We start from the raw sequence: 19,801 nt of genomic DNA on the forward strand, positions 1-19,801 counted from the left end.
TCGGGAGGCACCTCACTGGTCGAGCGTCAGGGGAGTGGCTTGAGCGATCACCTGGCTTTTGCAGCCGGTCACTCCGGACAGCGGGCCGCACCCGGCCAGTGCGCGGTAAATGGTGCGGTCACCGGTGCCGTGGTCGAGAACGTAGTTGTGCAGCAGGCGGACGTTGTCCCACACGGCGATGTCGCCCACGGCCCACCGCCATCGCACCGTGCGCTCCGGGACGAGCGCGTGGTGCATGAACAGGTCCAGCAGTGTGTGGCTTTCCAGGCCGGACAGTCCCTCTATGGTCGATATGTAATTGGGGTTGAGGACGAGCGACCGGCGCCCGGCCGCGCGTCGGTCGACGGCGACCAGAGGGTGACGGACCACCGGCAGTGACAGCAGCCGGTCGCGCCCGACCGGGTCGGCCCCGGGCGTGAGCCAGTCGGCGAACAGCCTCCGGGCGTGGTGCAGGCAGCTGAGACCGTCCGCCAGGACGCGCAGCGGTTCCGACAGCGCCGTGTAGGCGCCGGCCAGGTCGGCGAAGAGGGTGTCGCCGCCGACCGGTGGCACGCGTGCCGCCTGGAGCAGCGAGTACGTCGGCACGTCCCGGACGAAGGTGCAGTCCACGTGCCAGTTGGTGCCGTGCCTGTTATGGGCGTCCCGGCACCGCACATCATCGGGTGTGACGCCGCCAGTCTCGTTGGCCAGCACCTCGGGATGGTCCGGGAGCCCGGGCTTGAGGGGGTGGGCCGGCAGCACTCGAGCGAACCGGGCTGCGAACTCGACCAGCATGGCCGGATCGGTGGGTTGGGCGCGCAGGAAGAGCACTCCGTGCTCGCTGATCAGCTCCTTGAGGCGGTTGACGTCGGCCGGGCCGATCCGGCGGACGTCGAGCCGCGACACCTGCGCCCCGATGCTCCCGGTGAGGCGGTCGACCGTCCACTGAGGCTCTGACATGAGAGTGCGGGACCTCCCTCTCGTTCCTTTCCGGTCGAAGCGGTGTCCGTGGCCTGCTCAAGCGGCCGCGAACGCCACGTTTTCCATCGCCCCGCCCCGGGCGACGGTCACCACCCCGGCGCGGCCGTCCGGGTAGTAGCGTGCGTAGACCCCACCCGGTCGGCCGCCGAAGACGAGGGGGCTCAGTACCGGGGCCACGGACACGTGATACGGCTGTGAGCCTGGGCCCGCCACCATCTCCAGCTCGTACCGGCCCGGCTCTACGTACTCCTGCGCGACGGAGTCCCCGGCATCCAGCGCCCGGGAGACGGCCGCGGTCCATCGAGGCTCCGGGCACAAGCGGCCGATCACGACACCGTGGCCCATCATGCCCACGGTCTGCTTGAGCACGAACGACTCCTGGTGCGCCATGAGCAGCCGCCGCAGGTCCACCGGTTCACCGTGCCAATCGACCTTGGCGTCAGACGTGGCACGGGTCCAGGGGAGGTACCGGGCCACCAGTCGGCGCTCCTCGTCGTTCATCCAGGACTCGCCCTTCGAAAGCCGGCAGAGCAGCTTCTTGTTGGCGACCAGGTAGCTGCTTTCCGGCGGGTAGAGGACGCATCCGGCCGCGATGAGATCGTGCACCGGGTCCAGCGATTCGCCCCGGGACACCCAGTCCGCAGGCGAGAAGTAGCGCAGTGCGAGCGGGAACCGTAGCCTGCCGGCCCGGCCGGTCACGCCCGGCAGGTCGTGAGGTTCCAGCACCTCGGCGTCGAAGCCCCGTTCCCGCAGATAGGCGGCCTCGCCGTCGAAGTAGCGTGTGGTCTCGCACCGGCGGTCCACCCGGTTGCCCACCAGTGCGACCGCTCGTCGCAGTCCGAGTTCCGCGCAGACGTCTTCGAGCAGCTCGGCGCGGGCTTCGTGCGGGTCGTCCACGGTGAAGGGCAGGCCGCTGGCCGGGCCGCCGTAGAGGCGGGTCCATGCCTGGCTGAAGCGGTGCGTCTCGGTGGGACCACCGAACGCACCGCCCACGTTGAACTCCAGGAAGCGGGGTCCGTCCGGTCCGATCACGATGTCGGGGCGGGCCATCACGTCGCAATGGCGCAACTCGAAGTCGTCGTCGCCGACGAAGAACGGGAAGGAGTTGGCGGTGGAGCGGATGCCCAGAGCCGCCAGTCGGCCCTGCCGGGTGGGTGCCGCCTCCAGCAGCGCCCGGCGGAGCAGGGCGAGCAGGCTGCGTGTGGCGGTGAAGAGTTCGTCGTAGGCCGGTCGGGAGAGCGCGAAGGGCTCTGTGGGTACCGGTTGCGTGTGCAGCCACGTTCCGCAATCGCGCAGCTCGTGACGGAGTACCGTGCTGACGACGTCGGACGGGCTGCGGTTCGTGGTGGGGAAGGGGCGCGCGCCGAACCACGAGGACGTTCCCGGCTTCACTACGACCAACTTTCGGCAGGGGATGGATACCTACGCGTTCGACGTTCGTCGTGGCTGACTGGCCCCGGGCTGTTCAGTTCGCCCCGACAGCGGTGGCCACGTCGTCGACGGACCGCACCAAGTGCAGGTCGCCGTCCTCCAGCTGGTCGTAGTCGGACCGGGCGTAGGTGCCGGAGGCGTGGACGACGATGGTGCGGTCCCGGCCGATGAGTCCGCGCTCCACGCCTTCCCGGACGCCGGTCATGGCCATCACCAGTGACCACTCGGCCAGATCTCCCGGATCCTCGGGCATGCGCAGCCCGGCGCGGGCCAGTTCGAGGCGAACCGCGGCGTAGTGCCGAAGGCACTCGTGCCGGGAGACGACGATCCCTCCGCCACCGAACTCCCTGGTGATCTCGTTCATCCGCTGGGATGTGAGCGGCCGGTGGGTGTAAAAGGTGGGATCCAAGATCTCGCTCGGGCTGTCGGTCGCGTAGGGAAAGCACGGATCCTGGTCCTGGCGGTACAGGCGTGCGACCCGGTCCCATGCGTAACGCGGCATGTTGCGGCGCTCGAAGCTGCCGAAACGCTGGCTGAGAACCATGTCCGGGGTGTGCAGATGCTGCACGAGGAAGGACTCCGGCCGCTGTGCGGGGGTCGCGTCGCCGGTGGCCTCCAGCAGGGCACGGCCTGTGTGGTAGCCGAGCAGTCCGAAAGCGCTGGAGACGGCGTGGGCGTGCACGCGGACCTCGCCCTGGGCGATCGGTTCCGCGTCGTGCTCGAACAGCGCCCGGGTGGTGTCGGCCAGCATGTAGTTGGCCAGCTCGAGGGAGAACCACATCCGGCCGCCGGTGTGGCCGGACCACTCGGCCGCGTACTTGCGGACGTACTCCCGGGCCAGTGGCTTGACGTCCTCGGCCTGCTGGCCCTCGAACAGCAGGACGGGATTGAGCGCACGCAACTCCGGGTCGGTGGACAGCCGTCCGCGGCGCAGCTTGTCGCGGCAGGCGGCCGGGGAGATCGTCGCCACCCGCAGCTGATGTGGTTCGGCCAGGCCCAGATCGAGTGCCCGTAGCACCGCGTCGCGCAAGGCCGTGCCCTTATTGGCGGAGGTCGGGGTCACCAGCATCACCGGCGTGCCGGTGCGGCGCACATGTTCGATGGCTCGGGCCACGATGAGCAGCGACGCCAGGGACTTGGTGGTCTGGGTGGCGGGGTTGCCGGTCAGGTCGAGCAGGCGGACCCGGAGCCCCCGGAAATCGTCCAGCAAGCGCCAGGAAACGGCCGCGGCGGCGAAGTACTCGCGTACGCGGTCGTCCAACTCCGGGAAGTGGAACCCGGGCCGGAATCCCTCCGGTTCGTTGTTGCCCGTGCGGTCCTGGACGCACGCCTCCACGATCTCGGGCAGCCGGTGGTAGTGATCGAGGACAGGGTTGCGCGTGATGGCCCACCCATGGGGATTCGTCATTGTCATCGATGTGTCCCTCTGCTTCGCCCGGTCTGGGACCGGCGCCGTGTTGCGCTCCGAGGGCCAGGAGCGGCTTGGCGCCGGGTGAGCGGGTTCACCTGCCGAGGATGGACCGCAGCACGGCCACGTAGTCGGAACCGGTGTCGAGCGGTGCGTACTTGGGTGGATTGGCCTCATCCGTGAACGCGTCCAGCGGGGCGACGACGACACCGTAGTCGGGTCGGTGCTTGTACTGGATCGACATCCGGTCGCGGCTTACAGCGCTGACCCTGTGCGGCGCCGCCCGGTGCACCCCGTTCGACCAGCGCTGTACGTAGTCGGCGAGGAAGACGAACAGCGCGTCCGGGTCGGCGGGGACCTCCAGCCATTTCCCCTCGACGTCGCGAACGTTCAGGCCTGATTCGTCCTGGGACAGGATCGTCAACAGCGACAGGTCGATGTGCGGAGACATCGAGTAGTTGACCTTTGAGTCGACGTCGGTCAAATGCGTGGAGCCGTAGTAGTTGAGTCCCAGCCGGTCCAGAGGTGAGCTCCGGTGGGCCGCGAAGAAATCCTCTGCCAACCCTAGATCGAGGGCGCAGGCTGCCAGGATCCCGTCGGCCAGCGGGACCAGATACGCGAAGAGCTCCAAGGACTTCGGGAAGTGCTCATGGTAGAAGTCCACGGAGTCAGGCAGCGCGAGTTCGTGAGTGGTGTTGCCGATGCGGTACTGCTCACAGGCCTCGGTGCCGCTGTGCGTGCGGCTCCTTTCCCGGCCCAGGCCCCTGTATCCCAGGAACTGGGACTCCTCGGTGGCCTCGTACCTGTTCTTCTCCTCTGTCGGGAGGCTGTAGAACTGTCGAATTTCCGCGTAAACATCCGCGAACAGGCCGGCCGGAATGCCGTGATTGTGGACGAACAGAAAGCCTTCGCTCCTGCAGATGCCGCTGATTCTGCCAGCGACTTGCATTCGGTCCTGCGAGGTCCACTCAGCCGCGTTCCCCGGCAGTTCAACGTGCGGTATCACCCCGTACCCTCCAGAGCAGTCCAGTGCGGCCGGGCCCAGCCCGGGGCCGGACGGACGGGTAGGGGTTGAATCGCCCACACCGCAAGGCCATCTTGCGAGTCCGGGCCGGCTTCGGGCAACCCCGGAGCGGCTGCTTTCGGCCAGATTTCACATGTCAACTGTGAGCACAGCCGTCTCGTGCACTACCTGACATGCAATCACGCCTCATGGGATTCGAGTCAACCAGCGGGATTGATTTCCGGTGCCGTATCAGACCATTGGGAAACTCGGCCAAAAGTACTGTTCGGTCCATTGTGGGCAGTGGTCGTTTCGTTCAGCCTGATAAATGGGTCGGTTTGGATACGGAAGCGCGGCCGCACGGCAGCACGGCTCACCGCGCGGTTGCTGATGATAATCACGGTTGGGGCACGCGATGATGCTCAACAGGGTCGTGGACCAGTCTCCGCCCCCTTCGCTGCCGACCGAGCGGATCAACCCGTTCGACCCGCCGCCCGAGTTGGCGATGTTGCGCACCCGCTCGCCGCTGAGCCGACTGCGGTACCCCGACGGGCACCTGGGATGGCTGGTGACCGGCTACGAACTGGCCCGGGCGGTGCTGTCCGACCCTCGGTTCAGCGCCCGATCCGAGCTGAAACGGGTGCCTGTGGCCCGCCCTGGCACGGACCCGTTCTACGGCAGTACGGCACTGCCGGGCTGGCTGGTCGACATGGACGCGCCGGAGCACACCAGGCTTCGACGGCGGTTGGCGGGGGCTTTCACCGCGCACCGTATGCGTGCGTTGCGGCCCCGGGTCGAGCAGATCGTGGCCGACCACCTGGCGACGATGGCTACGGCGGAAGAGCCCGCCGACCTGGTGGCCGAGTTCGCGGTGCCCGTGCCGTCACTGGTGATCTGCGAGCTGCTGGGTGTTCCGTACTCCGACCGGGGCGGCTTCCAGCGCAACAGCGCCACCCTCTTCAGCCTCCGGGCGACCGCCGAGCAGGCGGCTCGCGCCATGGCCGAGCTGGACGCGCTGTTGACCGAGCTGGCCAGGCACAAGCGCCGACGGCCGCAGCGGGACCTGCTCAGTGTGCTGGCGGCGGACGACGAGCTGTCGACGGCTGAGATCGCCGGCACGGGCGTCCTGCTGTTGTCGGCGGGCCACGAGACGACGGCCGGCTCGCTGGGGCTCGGGGTGTTCGCGCTGTTGTGCCATCCGGATCAGCTGGCCCGGCTGACGGCGGACCCGGACGTGGCGGACACCGCGGTGGAGGAGCTCCTGCGGTACTTGACCATCTTTCATTTCGGCGTGCCGCGGACCCCACTGGAAGACGTGTCGGTGGTCGGTGAGGTACTGCGGGCAGGCGAGTCGGTGACCGTCTCGCTGTCCGCGGCCAACCGCGACCCGGGACGGTTCGCTGCACCGGATCGCCTCGACATCGGGCGGCGCGCGAGTGGACATCTCGCGTTCGGGCACGGAGTTCACCAATGCATCGGGCAGAATCTCGCGCGGATGGAGATGCGAGTCGGCTTTCCTGCCTTGTTCCGTCGCTTTCCGGGACTACGCCTGGCGGTGCCGCCCGAGGAGGTCTCCCTCGGACGGGATACCGGGTTCTACGGGGTGCATCGGCTGCCGGTGGCCTGGTCGTGAGGGCGCCGCGTCACGGCCGGGGCGACCTGGGCCGAGGGCGCTCCCGTGACGGGGCGCGCTAACCGGCGAAGCACTGTTCGAGCTTTTTCTCGACCTCGTACGCGGCGGTGAGGCTCTCCGCGACGACGCAGTGCAGGAGCGTATCGTCGCGCCGGTCGAACGCGCTGCTGATGATGACTCCGCTACGGCTGCCCCGGTCGTAGGCGAGTCCGGCATCGGCAAGGGTCTGCACCGCCGAGTCGAACGAGGGGACCGACCAGCCCTTGGGCCAGAAGCCTTCGAGCAGTACCCGGTCCTTCATGAACTCCCGGCCGACGATCTTTCCCCCGAAGACGCTGTAGACATGGGTCGATCCCGTCACCCGCCCGTTGTACTCGGTGAACAACAGCTCGCCGTCCGGCGTGATGACCGCGTCGGCGCTGAGCCTTCCCCGGTATCCCATCGCCCGCAACGGCTCGCAGAGGTTCCGACCCTGGCGGGTGAGCTCACCCAGGATCTCCGGCGAGACTTCCGTCGGCGGGATGATCTGCTTCGTCGTCACCGGCTCCGACAGCATCTCACCGTAACCACCGAACTCGATGCCCGCATCGCTGATCAGATACTCGGCGAAACAGGCGGCGCTGCCGGGGAAATACCGTTCTACGACGAACGGGTTCCTCCGATTGTCGGTGAGCCAGTCCCAACGGTCCGAGAGGTACTGGCGTACAGCGCCTTCCTCGGACGCCACGACCACCTTCTTCGCGCCCACGGGCGACAGCCCCGGCACCGGGCTCACGATCTCGTTGCCGGCACCACCGGACATGTAGTCCTTCTTCAGAATGGCCGTCTGGCCCGCGCCGACCAACTCACAGACGGCGTCGACGGCGTCCTCCTCTTCAGCACACACCCGGCCATGCGGCACGGGGACGCCCACGCCCGCCGCGATGGCCCGGAAGGCCGTCTTGCTGTTCATCAAGGCGCCGCCGCCTTGTTCGATGAAGCCGTGGCCGGCCAATGCGTCGGGTACGCCCAGGGCGCGTGCGAGCCGGGCGATCGCCGCGCCCGGCCAGAGCGGAAGGATGCTGGTGATGGTCCGGCCCGCGATCGCCGAACGGATCTCCGCGAGCAGACGTTCGTCGGTGAGAGACGTACCGGACAGTGTCTCCGACCCATCGCAGTCGGTCGGTGGCACCAGGACCCGCAGTGATTCGAGCCGGGTACCCGTCATGGAGGTCACATACCGCAGGAACGCTCTCTCCGGATGTGACGGCAGGACGACGACGTCACCCTCGTCGGCGAACCACATCACGCGCTGAGCCCACCAGGCGGATGCGGAGCGGGTGCGGAGCACTTCGTCGAAGTCGTTACCGACCAGAATTTTCACCATGCCTGTTCCATCCGCTCGGAAGGGAGTCGCAGATCATTTCGGATCACTCACGGACACGTTCTTCTCACTGATGGGCGCGTTCGGGTCGACGCGGGAACTCGGCTCATCGGTTTCGGTGGTGAAGCGCCGAAGAGCGGGGAAACAGAGGGCGACGAAGGCAATGCCGACGACACACGAGAGCCCGCCGGTCAGCGCGCTCACCGACGGGGTGGTGGCCGAAGCGACGACGCCGCCGCGGAAGTTGCCGAGGTGTGGCCCGCCGGCGCCGACCACGAAGTCGAGGGCGGTCGTCCGGCCGCGATACCCGTCGGGAATGCTGGTCTGCACGATGGACCCCCGCAGGACGACGGCCGTCGCGTCCGCGGCCCCCGCCACGACCAGCACGGTCAGTGCCAGCCACAACCGGTCGGTCAATCCGAGACCGGCGAGCGAGGCCCCCCACAGCGCACCCGCGGCGAGCAACCAGATGCCTTTGCGCGAGGTACGTCCCACCGGGCCGGAAAATGACATGGCGAGTACCCCGCCGACCGCCGGAGCGGCGTTGAGCAGGCCGAGTGTGGTGGGTGACCCACCGAAGCGGTCGGAGTTGAGGGCCGGCAGAAGAGCGAACGGCATGGCGAACACCGTTGCGGTCAGGTCGGAGAGCAACGCACCCGCGACGATCCTGTTGCGGGCGACGTATCTGATGCCGTCCCAGATGGACCGGACACCGGGCTTGGACGATCCTCCTTCCACCCGCATGGGAGGCAGCCGGAAGACGCCGTACAGCGCGAAGAGGAACGTCAGCGCATCCACGAAATAGCAGATCTTCACCCCGCCGGCGGCGGCAAGGAATCCACCGATGGTCGGACCGAGCATCACGCTCAGGTGAAATGCCAGCATCTGCAGGGTCAGGCCGGCCGGCAGCTGCTCCTTCGACAGCAACCGGGGGATAAAAGTCCGGCGGGCGGGGTTGTCGATGGCGAACAACAGCGACTGGGCCATGGTGAGTGCATAGAGAGGCCACACCTGCTCGCTGCCCGTGAAGGCCTGGACCCCGAACAACAGGGAGACCACAGCCATACTGCTGCCCGTCACCAGGACGAGCTTGCGGCGGTCCAGCGCGTCCGCCAGCGACCCACCGATCAGACCTACGACGAGGGTCGGCAGCAGGGTGGCCAGTCCCACCCCGCCCACCGCGGCCGAGGAGCCGGTGACCTGGTACACCTGCAGCATGACCGCGAAGGTGGTCATCCGGCTGCCCAGCGATGACAGCGTGCCCCCGAGCCAAAGCCGGCGGAAAGCCGCGTCGGTCCTGAGGGGTTCGACATCGACGAGGACTCTGCGAATCTGCGCCTTCACTTTTCCTTCTGCCCCGAGTCAAGAGCGCGCTCGCGGACCATGTCTGTCCGGTCGGCGCAGAATACGGCGTATCGAAGCTCCGAGGTGACTTTCCCCCGGTTGCCGGTCAACCATAATTGGTCAGGGCCGGGAAGCATCTCGGACAGCACCAGTCGGCCGTTCCCGGCTGCCCGCGCCAGGCGCGAGACCTGACGTACCAGCAGGGGACTGTCCAAGTCGCAGTAGACCGGTTTCAGTTCCTGTGGAAATTTCACGAATATGTGTCGGGGAAGACGCTCCCGCTCCCGCAAGCGCTGCACCGCCAGGAATCCCCGGTGCCAGTCCCGGTCGTGGAACTCGGCCGCCGGCAGTGCCCACATCGCGCGCTGGAGGACTACTCGCCCACGTACCAGCCGGGGGAGATGCCGCCGAGCGCCCAGCGGAAGCGGCAGGCCGTCGACGCGCTGGGGGAAGGAGAACACAGCGAACGGGTTACGTGCCCGAACGCCTTGCCAGTAGAGAGGCGGGGAGGTCAGCCGAAGGCTTCGGTCACTGTTCGGCAGGTGCAGTCGCAGACCGCGCGGACTGTCGCTGACCATCAGTTCGTGCAAGCGCGCCCGTGAGTCCGCCGGCCGAGGCGATCGATCGGCCGCCTCGATGTCGAGGCACGGCAGACCGACTCGAGCGTAGCTTTTGTTGCGATGCCTGTGCGTTACGTCGGCAAGGTCCTCGTCCTCACCCAGGATCGTCCGATAGGCGTCCGCTACATGGGCGCCCAGTTCGATGTCAGGGCAGGCCTCGGCGACCCACGGCGCGAACAGGCCATGCGACAACCCTTCCTCGGCTGCGTGCAGATCGCCCACCACGGCCAGGAAGTCCCCGCGAACCAGCCCGTCCGGACTGTCGGTGCACAGCATCAGGTCGGGGTTGCAGACAGCGGGCAGGGCCTCGCCTGCGAGCGCACGTGCCGCCGCGATCGCGTCGTCGTCGATGTGATGCACCGGTTCCGTGGAGTCCACGGGGGCCAGCAGCTGCTCCAGCGCGGCCTGCTTCACGGCCAGCAGGGACTCGACCTCGTCGTATCCGGCCGTGAGCGAGGCGTCATGGCGCAGGCAGGCGGTGACGAAGTCATGAACCGGTACGTGCGCTCCGACCCCGAAAACGTCGCGAAACCAGTGCTGCATCATGCGCCGCACCGCGCGCAGGCGGGCCCTGGGCAGCATCAGGAAGATGTCGTACACGAAAGCGAGATCACGCTCGATCACGTCGCAGAGCGGCTGCCCCAACACCATGTCGCCGTGCTCGCTGTCGCAGTCCTCGTTATAGATGGTGCGATCACCGTAGGTGACGCCTGCCGCGCGGTAGAGCGAGTCACCGGTCGCTGCGGTGAATGCCGTCTCCAGCGCGGTGATGGCGGCCGCCCGGTCCTGTTCGCCGACCGCTGCGGCCAGACCGGAGAGGGCGGCGCCGACAGAATCCAGGTGCCGCTCGGCATCCCGGTCTCCCACCTCAGCGGCGAGGCGGCGCAACGGCTGAAGCGTGTCCATCCCCCCGTACGGGAGCTCAGGGCCGGTCAGCACCGCCCCGGATTCAGCAAGCCAGCGCAGCATCGCGACAGCCTCGGCTTCCGGCAGCGGTTCGCCGTACTCGGCCTCGTACTGTCGGCGGATCTCGCCCACCGGCCGACTGCCGTCGCACAACCGCAGCAACCGCGCCTCGCGTACCGGGATCGAGAACTGGAAGACGCCGGTGACCGCGTCCGGGAAGCTCTGGTGTCGCTTGCTGAAGTCGTACGCGATGACACCCAACCCGCTGTCGGTCAACCGACAGCCGGGGGCGATACGGGGCCGCCACCAACGGTGAGCAGTGGCGGCATCGCCGAGGAAGGACGTCTGCAACTGTTCCGCAGCCCAGGGCGACAACTGCGGGCGGCGCTGCGGGACGACGGACGTCGACATCACACCGATCCGGTCGGGATCGAACACGGCGGTCGTGATGGGCCCGGCATGGCTGACTGTTTCGTTCTTGGCGCAGTACCTCTGGAGCATCAAGGTCAGCGTGTCGGTCTGCTGACGGTCCGCGCTACGCCACGCGTCCATCGTCTCGACCCGCCGATCCAGCCACGGTGCCATCCGCCGCCACAGCGGGGGGTTGGCGAACTGCACGGCATCGCGCAGTCCCGGCTCAGTATGGAAGCGCCGAATGACAGAGGCCGAGGTCTGTGCCACCTCGGCCTCGTACACGGCGCCCACCTCGGCGGCGGTGTCACCTCGGCGCAGCGCCGCCACCGTCGCACCGGACCCCAGCTCAGCGAGCCAGGAAGCCGGGAAACCGGCGCTGCGCACCACGAGCACCCGCAGAGCCCGCCACGGCGGCGCGGCGGCCTCGATCACACGACCACCCACAGGTTGGGCACTGTTTACCACCCGTAGTTGCTGAAGTGATCCGGAAAGGTAGTTTTAGTGACAATGCAGCCGAAACGAAAGCCCTGTCAACGGCCCGGCTGAGCGCTTCCTGTGGGCGGGATGAGTTCTGGTCACCCGGCCCCGGCCGTGCATCGGCTGCCCTGCGGCTCCACCTGGGGCGCTGCCCAGCGGTGGCCGAATGCGCCGGAATATATCAGTCCGAAAAGCACCGATCGTCGGGGTGCGTGGGCATGTTCGAAGAGTCGCGTAAGGGTGAATGTGTGCTCACTCCGGCTCGAAGGCCCGCAGGGTGTCGTCGCCGTCGGTCCACAACACCCCGATCCGCTGCCGGACCAAGAGCCAGCCGTCCCCGTTCCGGCGGAACTCCCAGTCGTAGGAGCCGCCCATGGAGTAGGGGGCGGGGGTTCTTCCCCGTGGATCCGCCCCCAGGGCTCGAACTCCAGCACGGCGTCTTCGGCCCAGCACGCGGACCAGGTCCGCCAGTCCTTGCGGTCCAGCGCCCGCCAGCCGCGGATCATGAGAGCGTGCAGGGCGTCCCGGTCCTCCAGGGCCCGCACTCTGCGCGCCAGGTCGTCGAGGGCGGGGGTGTGCGGCATTCCGGTTCCTTCCGTCACTGGGCACTCGCCGCAGGTCGTACGACGATCTCGTTCACGTCGACGTACGGCGGCTGGGAGATCGCGTAGGCAACGGCATCCGCGATGGCGGAGGCCGGCAGGGCCACGGCGCGGTACGCCCGCATGGCCGCCCGGGCGGCCGGGTCCGCGATGCCGTCGGCGAGTTCGGACTCGGTGACGCCCGGCGAGACCAGCGTCACCCGGACGTCACCGGCCGACTCCTGACGCAGCCCCTCGGAGAACGCACGGACCGCGAACTTGGTCGCGCAGTATACGGCGGCGGTGGGAGAGACCTCGTGCGCGCCGACGGAGGCGATGTTCACGATGTGCCCGCCGCCTTGCGCGCGCATCACGGGCAAGGCGGCGGCGATGCCGTGCAGGACACCCCGCATGTTCACGTCGATCATGCGGTTCCACTCCTCCGTCCTGAGCGCCTCCAGCGGCGACAGCGGCATCACCCCGGCGTTGTTGACCATCACGTCCACGCGGCCGTAGCGCTCTGCGGCCGCTGCCACGAAGTCTTCGACGTCGGCGGCCTCGGTGACGTCCAGGCGCCCGGACGCCGCCGTGCCGCCGGCGGCGGTGATCTCCATGGCGAGTCGGTCCAGGCGATCGGTGCGCCGTGCTCCCAGGAACAGGCGGTGCCCGTCGGCGGCGAGCCGGCGAGCGGTCGCCTCGCCGATCCCACTGCTGGCGCCGGTGATCGCTACGACCTTGGCTGTCTGCTCTGGCATGACCGCACCCTTCTCTTGGTAGGGCACCGAGTCTGGGGGGCCTGTTCGGGGCGGCCCAGGCCGTGTGCTGCCTGGGTGCGGTACACCCAGGCACCACGCCGGGCCCACGGCCTAGCCTGGGCACATGACCGACAACCAGCTGGGTGAGTTCCTGCGCGCGCGCCGGGCCGCCGTGCGGCCCGACGAGGTCGGGATGCCGAGCCATGGCGTGCGGAGGGTGGCAGGGCTGCGCCGCGAGGAGGTCGCCGTACTGGCAGGAGTGAACGCGGACTACTACACCCGACTGGAACAAGGCCGCGAACGCCACCCGTCCGCGCAGGTGGTGGATGCGCTCAGCCGCGCGCTGCTGCTGAATACAGACGCCCGGACGCACCTTCACCAACTGTCCGGAACCACACCGCCCCAGCGGCCCGTCGCCGCCACCGACCGGGTCGCCCCCGCCCTGCGCGTCCTGCTGGACGGCTACCCCAGCACTCCGGCGTTCGTCATCAACCCGACCTTGGACGTCCTGGCCGCCAACGCCCTGGCCGAAGCGCTGTATTACCCCTTCGAACCGATGGACAACCTGGCCCGCATGGTCTTCCTCGACCCGGCGGGTCGGCCCTTCCATCCCCGGTGGGACCGGACGGCCGAGACGGTGGTGGGGCATCTGCGTCAGGCGTCCGGCGTCGATCCGGGCAGTCCACGCCTACGGGCTCTCGTAGGCGAACTCAGCGCGTGCAGCACGGACTTCGCCCGGCTGTGGAACACCCACACCGTGCGAGGCAAGACCCGGGAGAACAAGCACTTCCACCACCCGGACGTCGGCGGCCTGACCCTCACCCACCACGCGTTCGATGTGCGGGACGCCCCCGGCCAGCAGCTGATCATCTACCATGCCGAACCCGGCAGCCCCAGCGCCGAGGCCCTCAGCCTGCTCGGCTCCGTGCACGCCACGGCGCACCGCGCCTAGGGGCAATGCCGTTGCCTTACGCGCTGATGGCGGGCTCGGGCACCGCCGGCGCCGCAGCCCCGGCGGACGCCCCGACCCTCATCAAGAGCGAGCTCAGCAACAAGTGTCTGGACATCGCGCACCCGGACCGTGCGGATCCTTCTCAACCACTCCGGCACTGCCCGCGGTCTTGGTACACAGGCGGCCCTCCCGCAACGCGGTCGGCGACACCCGCAGTTGCCTCCGGGCCGCACGAGTACGGCCCGGTTCCAACGACTGTGAGGTGTACGGAATGGCGTTACGGAAGAGCACGAAGGCCGGCGTGGTGGGTATCGCGGCGGCCGCGATGGCGGCCACAGCCTTCGTGGGGCCCGCCCAGGCAGCATCGGACGCACCTCCGGCGGGGGTGGCCGGTCACCGGGCCACGCAGCGTGCGATGGACGCGGCCGTGAAGGCGGGCATCCCCGGTGTCACGGCCCAGGCGCGTGACAGCGACGGCGTCTGGAAGTCGGCGTCGGGCGTGGGTGACCTGACGTCGGGTGTGCCGCGCGGCAAGGACGACAAGTTCCGTGTCGGCAGCATCACCAAGACGTTCGTGGCGACGGTCCTGCTCCAGATGGAGGCGGAGGGGAGACTCAGCCTCGACGACACCGTGGAGCGCCGGCTGCCCGGCCTGGTACGGGGCAACGGCAACGACGGCGGCAAGATCACCGTCCGGCAGCTGCTCAACCACACCAGCGGCCTGTTCGACTACCTGGCCGACGAGGAGTACAACAAGACGTACATGCAAGGTGACGGCTACCTCAGACACCGCTACGACACCCTGCCACCCGAGAAGCACGTGAAGGTGGCGCTCTCCCACAAGCCCCTGTTCGAGCCCGGCGACAAGCACTCGTACTCCAACACCAATTACATCCTGGCGGGGCTGATCGTCGAGAAGGCCGGCGGGAGGTCGTACGAGGACGAGGTCCGCGACCGCATCATCACACCACTGGGCCTGAAGAACACCTCCAACCCCGGAAACAGCATCCACCTGCCCCGGCCCAGCAGCCGCGGCTACTCCAAGTTGTTCAGGTCGGCACCCGACCGGATCGACGACATCACCGAGATGAACGGGTCGCAGGGCTGGGCCGACGGCGACATCATCTCCACCGCGGGCGACCTGAACCGGTTCTACAGCGCCCTGCTGCGAGGCAAGCTCCTGCCGCCCAAGCAGCTGAAGGCGATGAAGACCATCGCCGCCCCCGGGTCCTCGTCCAAGTCCTACGGGCTCGGCCTCCAACGGTTCGAGACGAGCTGCGGCACCACGCTCTGGGGCCACGGCGGAGGCATGGTCGGGTGGCTCTCCATGGCCGTGACCACCGAGGACGGCCGCCACCAACTCGCCTACAACTACAACGGCGACTGGGACACGACGTCCATGCCCAAGATCATCGAAGCCGAATACTGCAGCACGTCACCCTGAGTGACCGAGTCGGCCCCTAGTACGGACTGCCTGACCCCCGCTCAACGTCGCGGTGGGCCGACCGGTGCCCGGCGACCGCAATGACTGCATAGCGTGGGAGCTGTCCCGGCGTGAAGGCTGCCGCCGGCGGCGCCACAGTGATTGCTGACGGCGGCTACCGCGGCACTGGCCTGGCCATCCCGCATCGCCGCGAGCGCGGCCAGCCTCAACTCCCGGACTGGAAAGGAGAACATAACCGATCACCCCCGGCTGCCACCGAGGGCCGCCCTCGGCCTGCGCCCGCCCCTGCGCCCGTCCCTCCGCCCGCCAGACCGTCCGAGGCGCGTGCGGCGTTCAAGGCGTCCGTGGGCGCCGGCCTGGGATTCGTTCCCCTCGGGCTCGCCTTCGGGGCGCTCGCGGCACAGTGGGGCCTGGACTGGTGGTGGGCGGGGCTGTCGCCTCCTGGGCCGCCGCTTCACCACCGGCAGGAAGCCGACCCATGCCTGACACGCGCTACGCCATCGCCGCCGTCCTCGTCGCCACCGCCGTCACCTGGGGCCTGCGAGCCCTTCCCTTCGCCGCCCTCACACCCCTGCGCGCCAGCAGCACCGTCCAGTACCTCAGCACCCGTATGCCCGCCGGCGTCATGGTGATCCTTCTCGTCTACTGCCTGCGCGACCTCCTCCTCCCCCTCGCCCACGCGCGCGCCGTGGCCCCGCTGGTCGCCCTCGCCGTCACCGTCGGCCTGCACCTGTGGCGCCGCAACGCGCTGATGAGCATCCTCGGCGGCACGGCGACCCACGTGATCCTGGCCAGCACGGTCTTCGCCCCCTGAACCCCGCCTGACGCGGACGCCGGTGCCGCCGCTCGTCCACCCCAGTAGCTCGGCGTTTCCCTACGGGGTCGCCGTGGACTCGATGTACTGCTTGATGAGTTCGTAGGAACGAATGCGGTGGCCGAGGTCATAGACGGGTGTGGTCAGCATGAGTTCGTCCGCTCCGGTCTCACCGACCAGTTGCGCGAGCCGGCGCACGACGGTTTCGGGTGTCCCGACGGCCTGCTGGGCACGGAAGCCGTCCAGCGCCCGCCGTTCTTCCGCCGTGAAGGAGTGGGCGGCCGCCTCCGCCGGGGTGGGGAAAGGGATCTCACTGTGGCCGTTGAGGAGGCCGGCTTTGACGACTTCCATCGGTCCGGCTCGCCGCGCGGCCTCTTCTTCCGTCTCGGCACACACCGCCTCCACACACACCAGCACCCGAGGCTGCTCGCACCAACGGGACGGGGTGAACGCCGCCCGGTAACGCTCCAGGACCCCGAGGGTGTTGTCCGGGCGGATGTGATGCGCGACAGCGATCGGCAGGCCGAGTTCCGCGGCCAGAGCGGCCCCTGCGGTGCTGGACGCCAGGAGCCATGGCTCCGGGAGCGGGCCGAGCGCGACCTCGTCGACCAGGAGGGACAGGGTCGCGGCTATGTCGCCTCGGTATTCCCCGTCCGTCGCCGGTCCGGCTCCGCGGCGCAGTGCCCGTGCGGTGGCCTCGTCGAAGGTCCCGGGGCCACGTCCGATGCCCAGGTCGATGCGGTCCTCGTGCAGGGCGGCCAGCGTGCCGAACTGCTCCGCCAGCGTGATGGGGGCGTGGTTGGGGGCCAGCACTCCGCCCGAACCGAGACGGATGGACGAGGTCGAGGCGGCAGAGTGCGCGATCAACACGACGGGCGGGAACGCGCCGATCGCGGGCGAGTGGTGGTGCTCGGCGTACCAGATCCGGTGGTAGCCCAGCCGTTCAATTCCCTGTGCGAAGGCCGTGGTGTCGCGCAGGGTGTCCACGGCCCGGGCGCCCTTTTGCACTATCGCGACTTCCAACGCTGAAAGCGGTATATCGATCATGTCGTCAGCATAGAGATCACGCAGGTGAGCGCGGCGGCGAGGCCGAGGAAGATGCCGATCGCCATGGGCGATCAGCTTCCGGGCGTCCGCGCGGGCCGGCAGCGCGGTGAAGATCCGCTGCCGGATGAACCGTCCGGTCGGACGGCTGCTGCTGCAGTAACTCCCGGTCGGCGGTGTCGTTATGCGGTGGGCGGAGGCCCCGGGACGACCACTGCGGGGGCTGCGGACCACGGGACGGGCGAGGCGAGGCAGTGATGACACGCATGCTGTTGCACAGCACTGTCTCGCACGGCACATCGGAGCGGTCACCGGGGAGCGAGGAGATCCTCGAGCGGGGGGTGGCGCTCGTCGAGCCTGATGCGTGGCAAGAAGACGTTGCCCCTGCTGCTTGCGGTCGGCTCCGGCACCGCCGCCGGCCGGCGGCTCGCGGACCTGCTGGACTCCGGTCCTCCGGCTCCGATGGATGTCCCCGAAGCCATGCGGCTGCTGGAGGAGACAGACAGCAGGCGACGTTCCGAGGAGGCGGCTGTCCGCCACGCGGCGTCGGCACTGGCGGCCCTCGGCGGGGCATCCATCCCTGCTGACGTACGGGAACAGTGGCGGTCTTTCATCACCGACCTGTCCCGCCGCCGCAGCTGACAGTCACCCCGACGACGATCGTCACGCAGCCGACAAGGAGACCGACGTGAGCCGCCACGAGATGCGCTTCGCCGGGCGCTGGAGGGCACCGCTCCCGGCCGGCACCATGTACGCGAAGCTTGCCGACATCGAGCACTACCCCGGATGGTGGCCGGCCTTCCGTTCCGTGAGGCAGACCGGCGAACAGGAGTGCGAGGTCGTCATCAGGTCGATGCTGCCCTACGAGCTGACGGTTCGGCTGAGGCCGCTCGTCCAGGATCCGGTCGAGCGTGTCTTGGAAGCGGCACTCGAAGGGGACATCACCGGCATCGTGCGATGGCGCGTCGGAGACGTCGGCGAGCGCGGCTGTGTGGCCTTCTTCACTGAGCATGTCAGCGTAACGAAGGCAGCGTTGCGACGCTGGATGCCACTGGCGCGCCCGTTCTTCCACCTCAACCACGCCGTGTCCATGCGATCGGGACGGCGCGGTGTGGTGGTCGGTGTCGAGCCCTTGGGAGCCGATGGGGGAGTGGATGCGCGCGGCGTCACCGGCCAGTAGCCCTAGCAGTGGTCGACGGGTTCGGCTGCGGTGAGTTCGTACGAGGCCCTGGCATCCAGTAGCAGCGGTACCAGGGCGCGCAGCGGCTGGCGCAGCGGGACCAGTGCGCCGCCTGCGGGGGAGGGGATGGTCTCGATGCCGTGCAGGGCGAGTTCGTCCTGGGTGTTCGCGTACTGCTCGGCGGTGAGCCGGTAGGCGCAGGGCGGGTCGGGCAGGGTCTGGCCGGGGGGTACTGGTTCGTTGTCGGCGCCGCCGAGGTGGACGGGGCCCCGGTCGGTGAGGCCTTTGACGCGTGCTGCGGCCGTGGCCGATGTGATCTGCCGGCGACGTTCGTTCGCGAAGGCGAACGTTCCGTCCAGTGCGACGAGGTGGGACCGGACACGACGCCGGTTGTTCAGGGCCTGGTCCGCCTTCTCGGCGTCCGTCGCCGGTTCGATACGGCTCTCAATGAGCAGACCGATCGCGTGCTTGATGCCGGAGGTGTTGCGCAGGATGCGCTCCTGCCCGTCGCCGGCCACTTGTTTGACGGGGTCGCCGGTGGCGGGGTCGGTCCAGATGCCGTAGGTGCCGGTGCTGTGCCCGGCGTCTTGGGCGGCGGGGCGTACGTAGGCCGCCGAGAGGGTCTGTGCCTCCTGATGTACGCGGGGGTTGGTGTTGAGGTTGCGCGGCCAGAGGTCGAACAGGTCCTTGTCGTAGTACGGCGGGGTGGCGTGGTACTCGTGCAGGTCGTAGACGATCTCGGGCCGGTGGTCCCGGATCACGGCGGCCACGGCGCGGCTCTCGGCGGTCGTGAGGGCGAGGTGGTCACGGTTGGTGTCGACGCCGTCCGCGTTGGCGCGGGTGTCGGCCGCGCGGCCGTCGGGGTTGGCGGTGGGGACGACCAGGACGGTGGTGCGCTCGAGGAAGCGCAGCGTGGCCGGGTCCGTGGCGTGGGCGAGGTCGCGGATGCGGATGAGGCAGGCTTCGCGGCCGGCGGGTTCGTTGCCGTGCTGGCTGCAGGTGAGAAGGACGGTTTCGGCGGTGTGGCGGGCGGGGCCGATGCGGACCAGTTGGAGCGGTCGGCCCTGACGGGTGGTGCCGATGCTGCGGACGGCGATGCGGCCGCTCGACCGGTCGAGTACGGCCAGGAGCTGCTGTTCCTCGGCCTCGGTGGTCCAGCGGGCTCCGTTGCTGAGTTCGAAGCCGGTGCGGGGCAGCGGGGTGCGGGCGGCCTGGGCGGGCGTCTGGACGAGGGTCAGGGCGAGTGCGGCGGTGGTGAAGCCGATGGCGAGAGTGCGGATGCGGGCTGTCAATGGTGGGCGTATCCCCATGGGGCGGAAGGTACCCGGGTCCACTCCTGCGCAACAGAGCGCCCGAACTTATCGTCCCTGCTGCGCTCGTCGTCGGTTCCGTGGTTGCGGTCCGTCAGCCGTTGCGTATCGGCACGGCGGGGTACAAGGATCAGCCCGGAACGCTTCCGTTTTCTCAGGAGT

General features: G+C 68.8%; 17 protein-coding genes and 2 pseudogenes. 7 read left to right on the plus strand and 12 right to left on the minus strand.

The genetic code is table 11. The annotated features are described in order from the left end of the window. Positions 1-12: 12 nt before the first annotated feature. From ACIGXW_RS04970 to ACIGXW_RS04985, 4 genes are all read right to left on the minus strand, one after another. Positions 13-939, minus strand: a complete 927-nt coding sequence (locus ACIGXW_RS04970) for a TauD/TfdA dioxygenase family protein (protein ID WP_399569879.1) — start codon at positions 937-939, stop codon at positions 13-15. A gap of 57 nt (positions 940-996) precedes the next feature. Continuing rightward, on the minus strand, positions 997-2,352 hold the full coding sequence (locus ACIGXW_RS04975) for a hypothetical protein (RefSeq protein WP_399569881.1): 1,356 nt from the start codon (positions 2,350-2,352) through the stop codon (positions 997-999). A 73-nt stretch (positions 2,353-2,425) separates the two neighbouring features. After that, a complete protein-coding gene (locus tag ACIGXW_RS04980; protein ID WP_399569883.1) occupies positions 2,426-3,799 on the minus strand; it encodes a DUF6002 family protein in 1,374 nt (457 codons plus the stop codon). Positions 3,800-3,893: 94 nt separating this feature from the next. Beyond that, positions 3,894-4,805: a 2-oxoglutarate and iron-dependent oxygenase domain-containing protein gene (locus ACIGXW_RS04985; protein WP_399569885.1), complete on the minus strand. Its 912-nt coding sequence runs from the start codon at positions 4,803-4,805 to the stop codon at positions 3,894-3,896. Positions 4,806-5,220: 415 nt separating this feature from the next. On the opposite strand from ACIGXW_RS04985, the gene ACIGXW_RS04990 reads away from it, so the two are divergent. Then, positions 5,221-6,435: a cytochrome P450 gene (locus ACIGXW_RS04990; RefSeq protein ID WP_399570829.1), complete on the plus strand. Its 1,215-nt coding sequence runs from the start codon at positions 5,221-5,223 to the stop codon at positions 6,433-6,435. Between the two features lie 58 nt (positions 6,436-6,493). Here the strand turns inward: ACIGXW_RS04990 and ACIGXW_RS04995 are convergent, their stop codons facing one another. From ACIGXW_RS04995 to ACIGXW_RS05020, 6 genes and pseudogenes are all read right to left on the minus strand, one after another. Then, complete coding sequence (locus ACIGXW_RS04995; protein WP_399569887.1) at positions 6,494-7,801, minus strand: peptide ligase PGM1-related protein; 1,308 nt, start codon at positions 7,799-7,801, stop codon at positions 6,494-6,496. Between the two features lie 33 nt (positions 7,802-7,834). Beyond that, the gene (locus ACIGXW_RS05000; protein ID WP_399569889.1) at positions 7,835-9,142 is read right to left on the minus strand and encodes an MFS transporter; all 1,308 of its coding nucleotides are present in this window, start codon (positions 9,140-9,142) and stop codon (positions 7,835-7,837) included. Next, positions 9,139-11,514, minus strand: a complete 2,376-nt coding sequence (locus ACIGXW_RS05005; protein WP_399569892.1) for a lantibiotic dehydratase — start codon at positions 11,512-11,514, stop codon at positions 9,139-9,141. The genes ACIGXW_RS05000 and ACIGXW_RS05005 overlap by 4 nt, the downstream gene beginning before the upstream one ends. 297 nt (positions 11,515-11,811) lie before the next feature. Continuing rightward, the gene (locus ACIGXW_RS05010) at positions 11,812-11,934 is read right to left on the minus strand and encodes a hypothetical protein (protein WP_399570859.1); all 123 of its coding nucleotides are present in this window, start codon (positions 11,932-11,934) and stop codon (positions 11,812-11,814) included. An 80-nt stretch (positions 11,935-12,014) separates the two neighbouring features. Beyond that, a pseudogene (locus ACIGXW_RS05015) lies at positions 12,015-12,143 on the minus strand (nuclear transport factor 2 family protein); the annotation flags it as partial. Between the two features lie 14 nt (positions 12,144-12,157). Beyond that, positions 12,158-12,895 (minus strand): SDR family oxidoreductase, encoded by a 738-nt coding sequence (locus tag ACIGXW_RS05020; RefSeq protein ID WP_399569894.1) that lies wholly within the window; start codon positions 12,893-12,895, stop codon positions 12,158-12,160. A gap of 124 nt (positions 12,896-13,019) precedes the next feature. Here ACIGXW_RS05020 and ACIGXW_RS05025 point away from each other — a divergent pair, with 124 nt between their 5' ends. The 4 genes and pseudogenes from ACIGXW_RS05025 (at position 13,020) to ACIGXW_RS05040 (ending at position 16,105) form a co-directional block, all read left to right on the plus strand. Then, the gene (locus tag ACIGXW_RS05025) at positions 13,020-13,847 is read left to right on the plus strand and encodes a helix-turn-helix transcriptional regulator (protein WP_399569896.1); all 828 of its coding nucleotides are present in this window, start codon (positions 13,020-13,022) and stop codon (positions 13,845-13,847) included. 271 nt (positions 13,848-14,118) lie between these two features. After that, entirely contained in the window at positions 14,119-15,291 is a 1,173-nt protein-coding gene (locus ACIGXW_RS05030; protein WP_399569899.1) for a serine hydrolase domain-containing protein, read from the plus strand. Positions 15,292-15,331: 40 nt separating this feature from the next. Continuing rightward, positions 15,332-15,533, plus strand: a pseudogene (locus tag ACIGXW_RS05035) (IS5/IS1182 family transposase); the annotation flags it as partial. Positions 15,534-15,769: 236 nt separating this feature from the next. Beyond that, positions 15,770-16,105, plus strand: a complete 336-nt coding sequence (locus tag ACIGXW_RS05040; protein WP_399569902.1) for a branched-chain amino acid transporter permease — start codon at positions 15,770-15,772, stop codon at positions 16,103-16,105. Positions 16,106-16,165: 60 nt separating this feature from the next. On the opposite strand, the gene ACIGXW_RS05045 is transcribed toward ACIGXW_RS05040, so the two are convergent. Next, positions 16,166-17,152 carry an LLM class flavin-dependent oxidoreductase gene (locus tag ACIGXW_RS05045; protein WP_399569904.1) on the minus strand — a complete coding sequence of 329 codons (987 nt, stop codon included), beginning with the start codon at positions 17,150-17,152 and terminating at the stop codon, positions 16,166-16,168. 357 nt (positions 17,153-17,509) lie between these two features. Between ACIGXW_RS05045 and ACIGXW_RS05050 the strand changes: the two genes are divergently transcribed. Further along, entirely contained in the window at positions 17,510-17,791 is a 282-nt protein-coding gene (locus ACIGXW_RS05050) for a hypothetical protein (protein ID WP_399569906.1), read from the plus strand. Positions 17,792-17,837: 46 nt separating this feature from the next. Next, positions 17,838-18,329 (plus strand): polyketide cyclase, encoded by a 492-nt coding sequence (locus tag ACIGXW_RS05055; RefSeq protein WP_399569909.1) that lies wholly within the window; start codon positions 17,838-17,840, stop codon positions 18,327-18,329. A 2-nt stretch (positions 18,330-18,331) separates the two neighbouring features. Here ACIGXW_RS05055 and ACIGXW_RS05060 read toward each other — a convergent pair whose 3' ends face one another. Then, the gene (locus tag ACIGXW_RS05060) at positions 18,332-19,639 is read right to left on the minus strand and encodes a M14 family metallocarboxypeptidase (RefSeq protein ID WP_399569912.1); all 1,308 of its coding nucleotides are present in this window, start codon (positions 19,637-19,639) and stop codon (positions 18,332-18,334) included. Between the last annotated feature and the right edge of the window lie 162 nt (positions 19,640-19,801).

Origin of the sequence: Streptomyces sp. NPDC053079, from assembly GCF_044546695.1 — a bacterium.
Lineage (GTDB): Bacteria > Actinomycetota > Actinomycetes > Streptomycetales > Streptomycetaceae > Streptomyces.

What these genes read in the sequence shown, in the direction of transcription:
- ACIGXW_RS05045 (WP_399569904.1), bottom strand. Translation starts at nt 17,152, where the DNA reads ATGATCGATATACCGCTTTCAGCGTTGGAAGTCGCGATAGTGCAAAAG.
- ACIGXW_RS05050 (WP_399569906.1), top strand. Translation starts at nt 17,510, where the DNA reads ATGCGTGGCAAGAAGACGTTGCCCCTGCTGCTTGCGGTCGGCTCCGGC.
- ACIGXW_RS04995 (WP_399569887.1), bottom strand. Translation starts at nt 7,801, where the DNA reads ATGGTGAAAATTCTGGTCGGTAACGACTTCGACGAAGTGCTCCGCACC.
- ACIGXW_RS05025 (WP_399569896.1), top strand. Translation starts at nt 13,020, where the DNA reads ATGACCGACAACCAGCTGGGTGAGTTCCTGCGCGCGCGCCGGGCCGCC.
- ACIGXW_RS05030 (WP_399569899.1), top strand. Translation starts at nt 14,119, where the DNA reads ATGGCGTTACGGAAGAGCACGAAGGCCGGCGTGGTGGGTATCGCGGCG.
- ACIGXW_RS04980 (WP_399569883.1), bottom strand. Translation starts at nt 3,799, where the DNA reads ATGACGAATCCCCATGGGTGGGCCATCACGCGCAACCCTGTCCTCGAT.
- ACIGXW_RS05060 (WP_399569912.1), bottom strand. Translation starts at nt 19,639, where the DNA reads ATGGGGATACGCCCACCATTGACAGCCCGCATCCGCACTCTCGCCATC.
- ACIGXW_RS05040 (WP_399569902.1), top strand. Translation starts at nt 15,770, where the DNA reads ATGCCTGACACGCGCTACGCCATCGCCGCCGTCCTCGTCGCCACCGCC.
- ACIGXW_RS05020 (WP_399569894.1), bottom strand. Translation starts at nt 12,895, where the DNA reads ATGCCAGAGCAGACAGCCAAGGTCGTAGCGATCACCGGCGCCAGCAGT.
- ACIGXW_RS05010 (WP_399570859.1), bottom strand. Translation starts at nt 11,934, where the DNA reads ATGGGCGGCTCCTACGACTGGGAGTTCCGCCGGAACGGGGACGGCTGG.
- ACIGXW_RS04970 (WP_399569879.1), bottom strand. Translation starts at nt 939, where the DNA reads ATGTCAGAGCCTCAGTGGACGGTCGACCGCCTCACCGGGAGCATCGGG.
- ACIGXW_RS04990 (WP_399570829.1), top strand. Translation starts at nt 5,221, where the DNA reads ATGCTCAACAGGGTCGTGGACCAGTCTCCGCCCCCTTCGCTGCCGACC.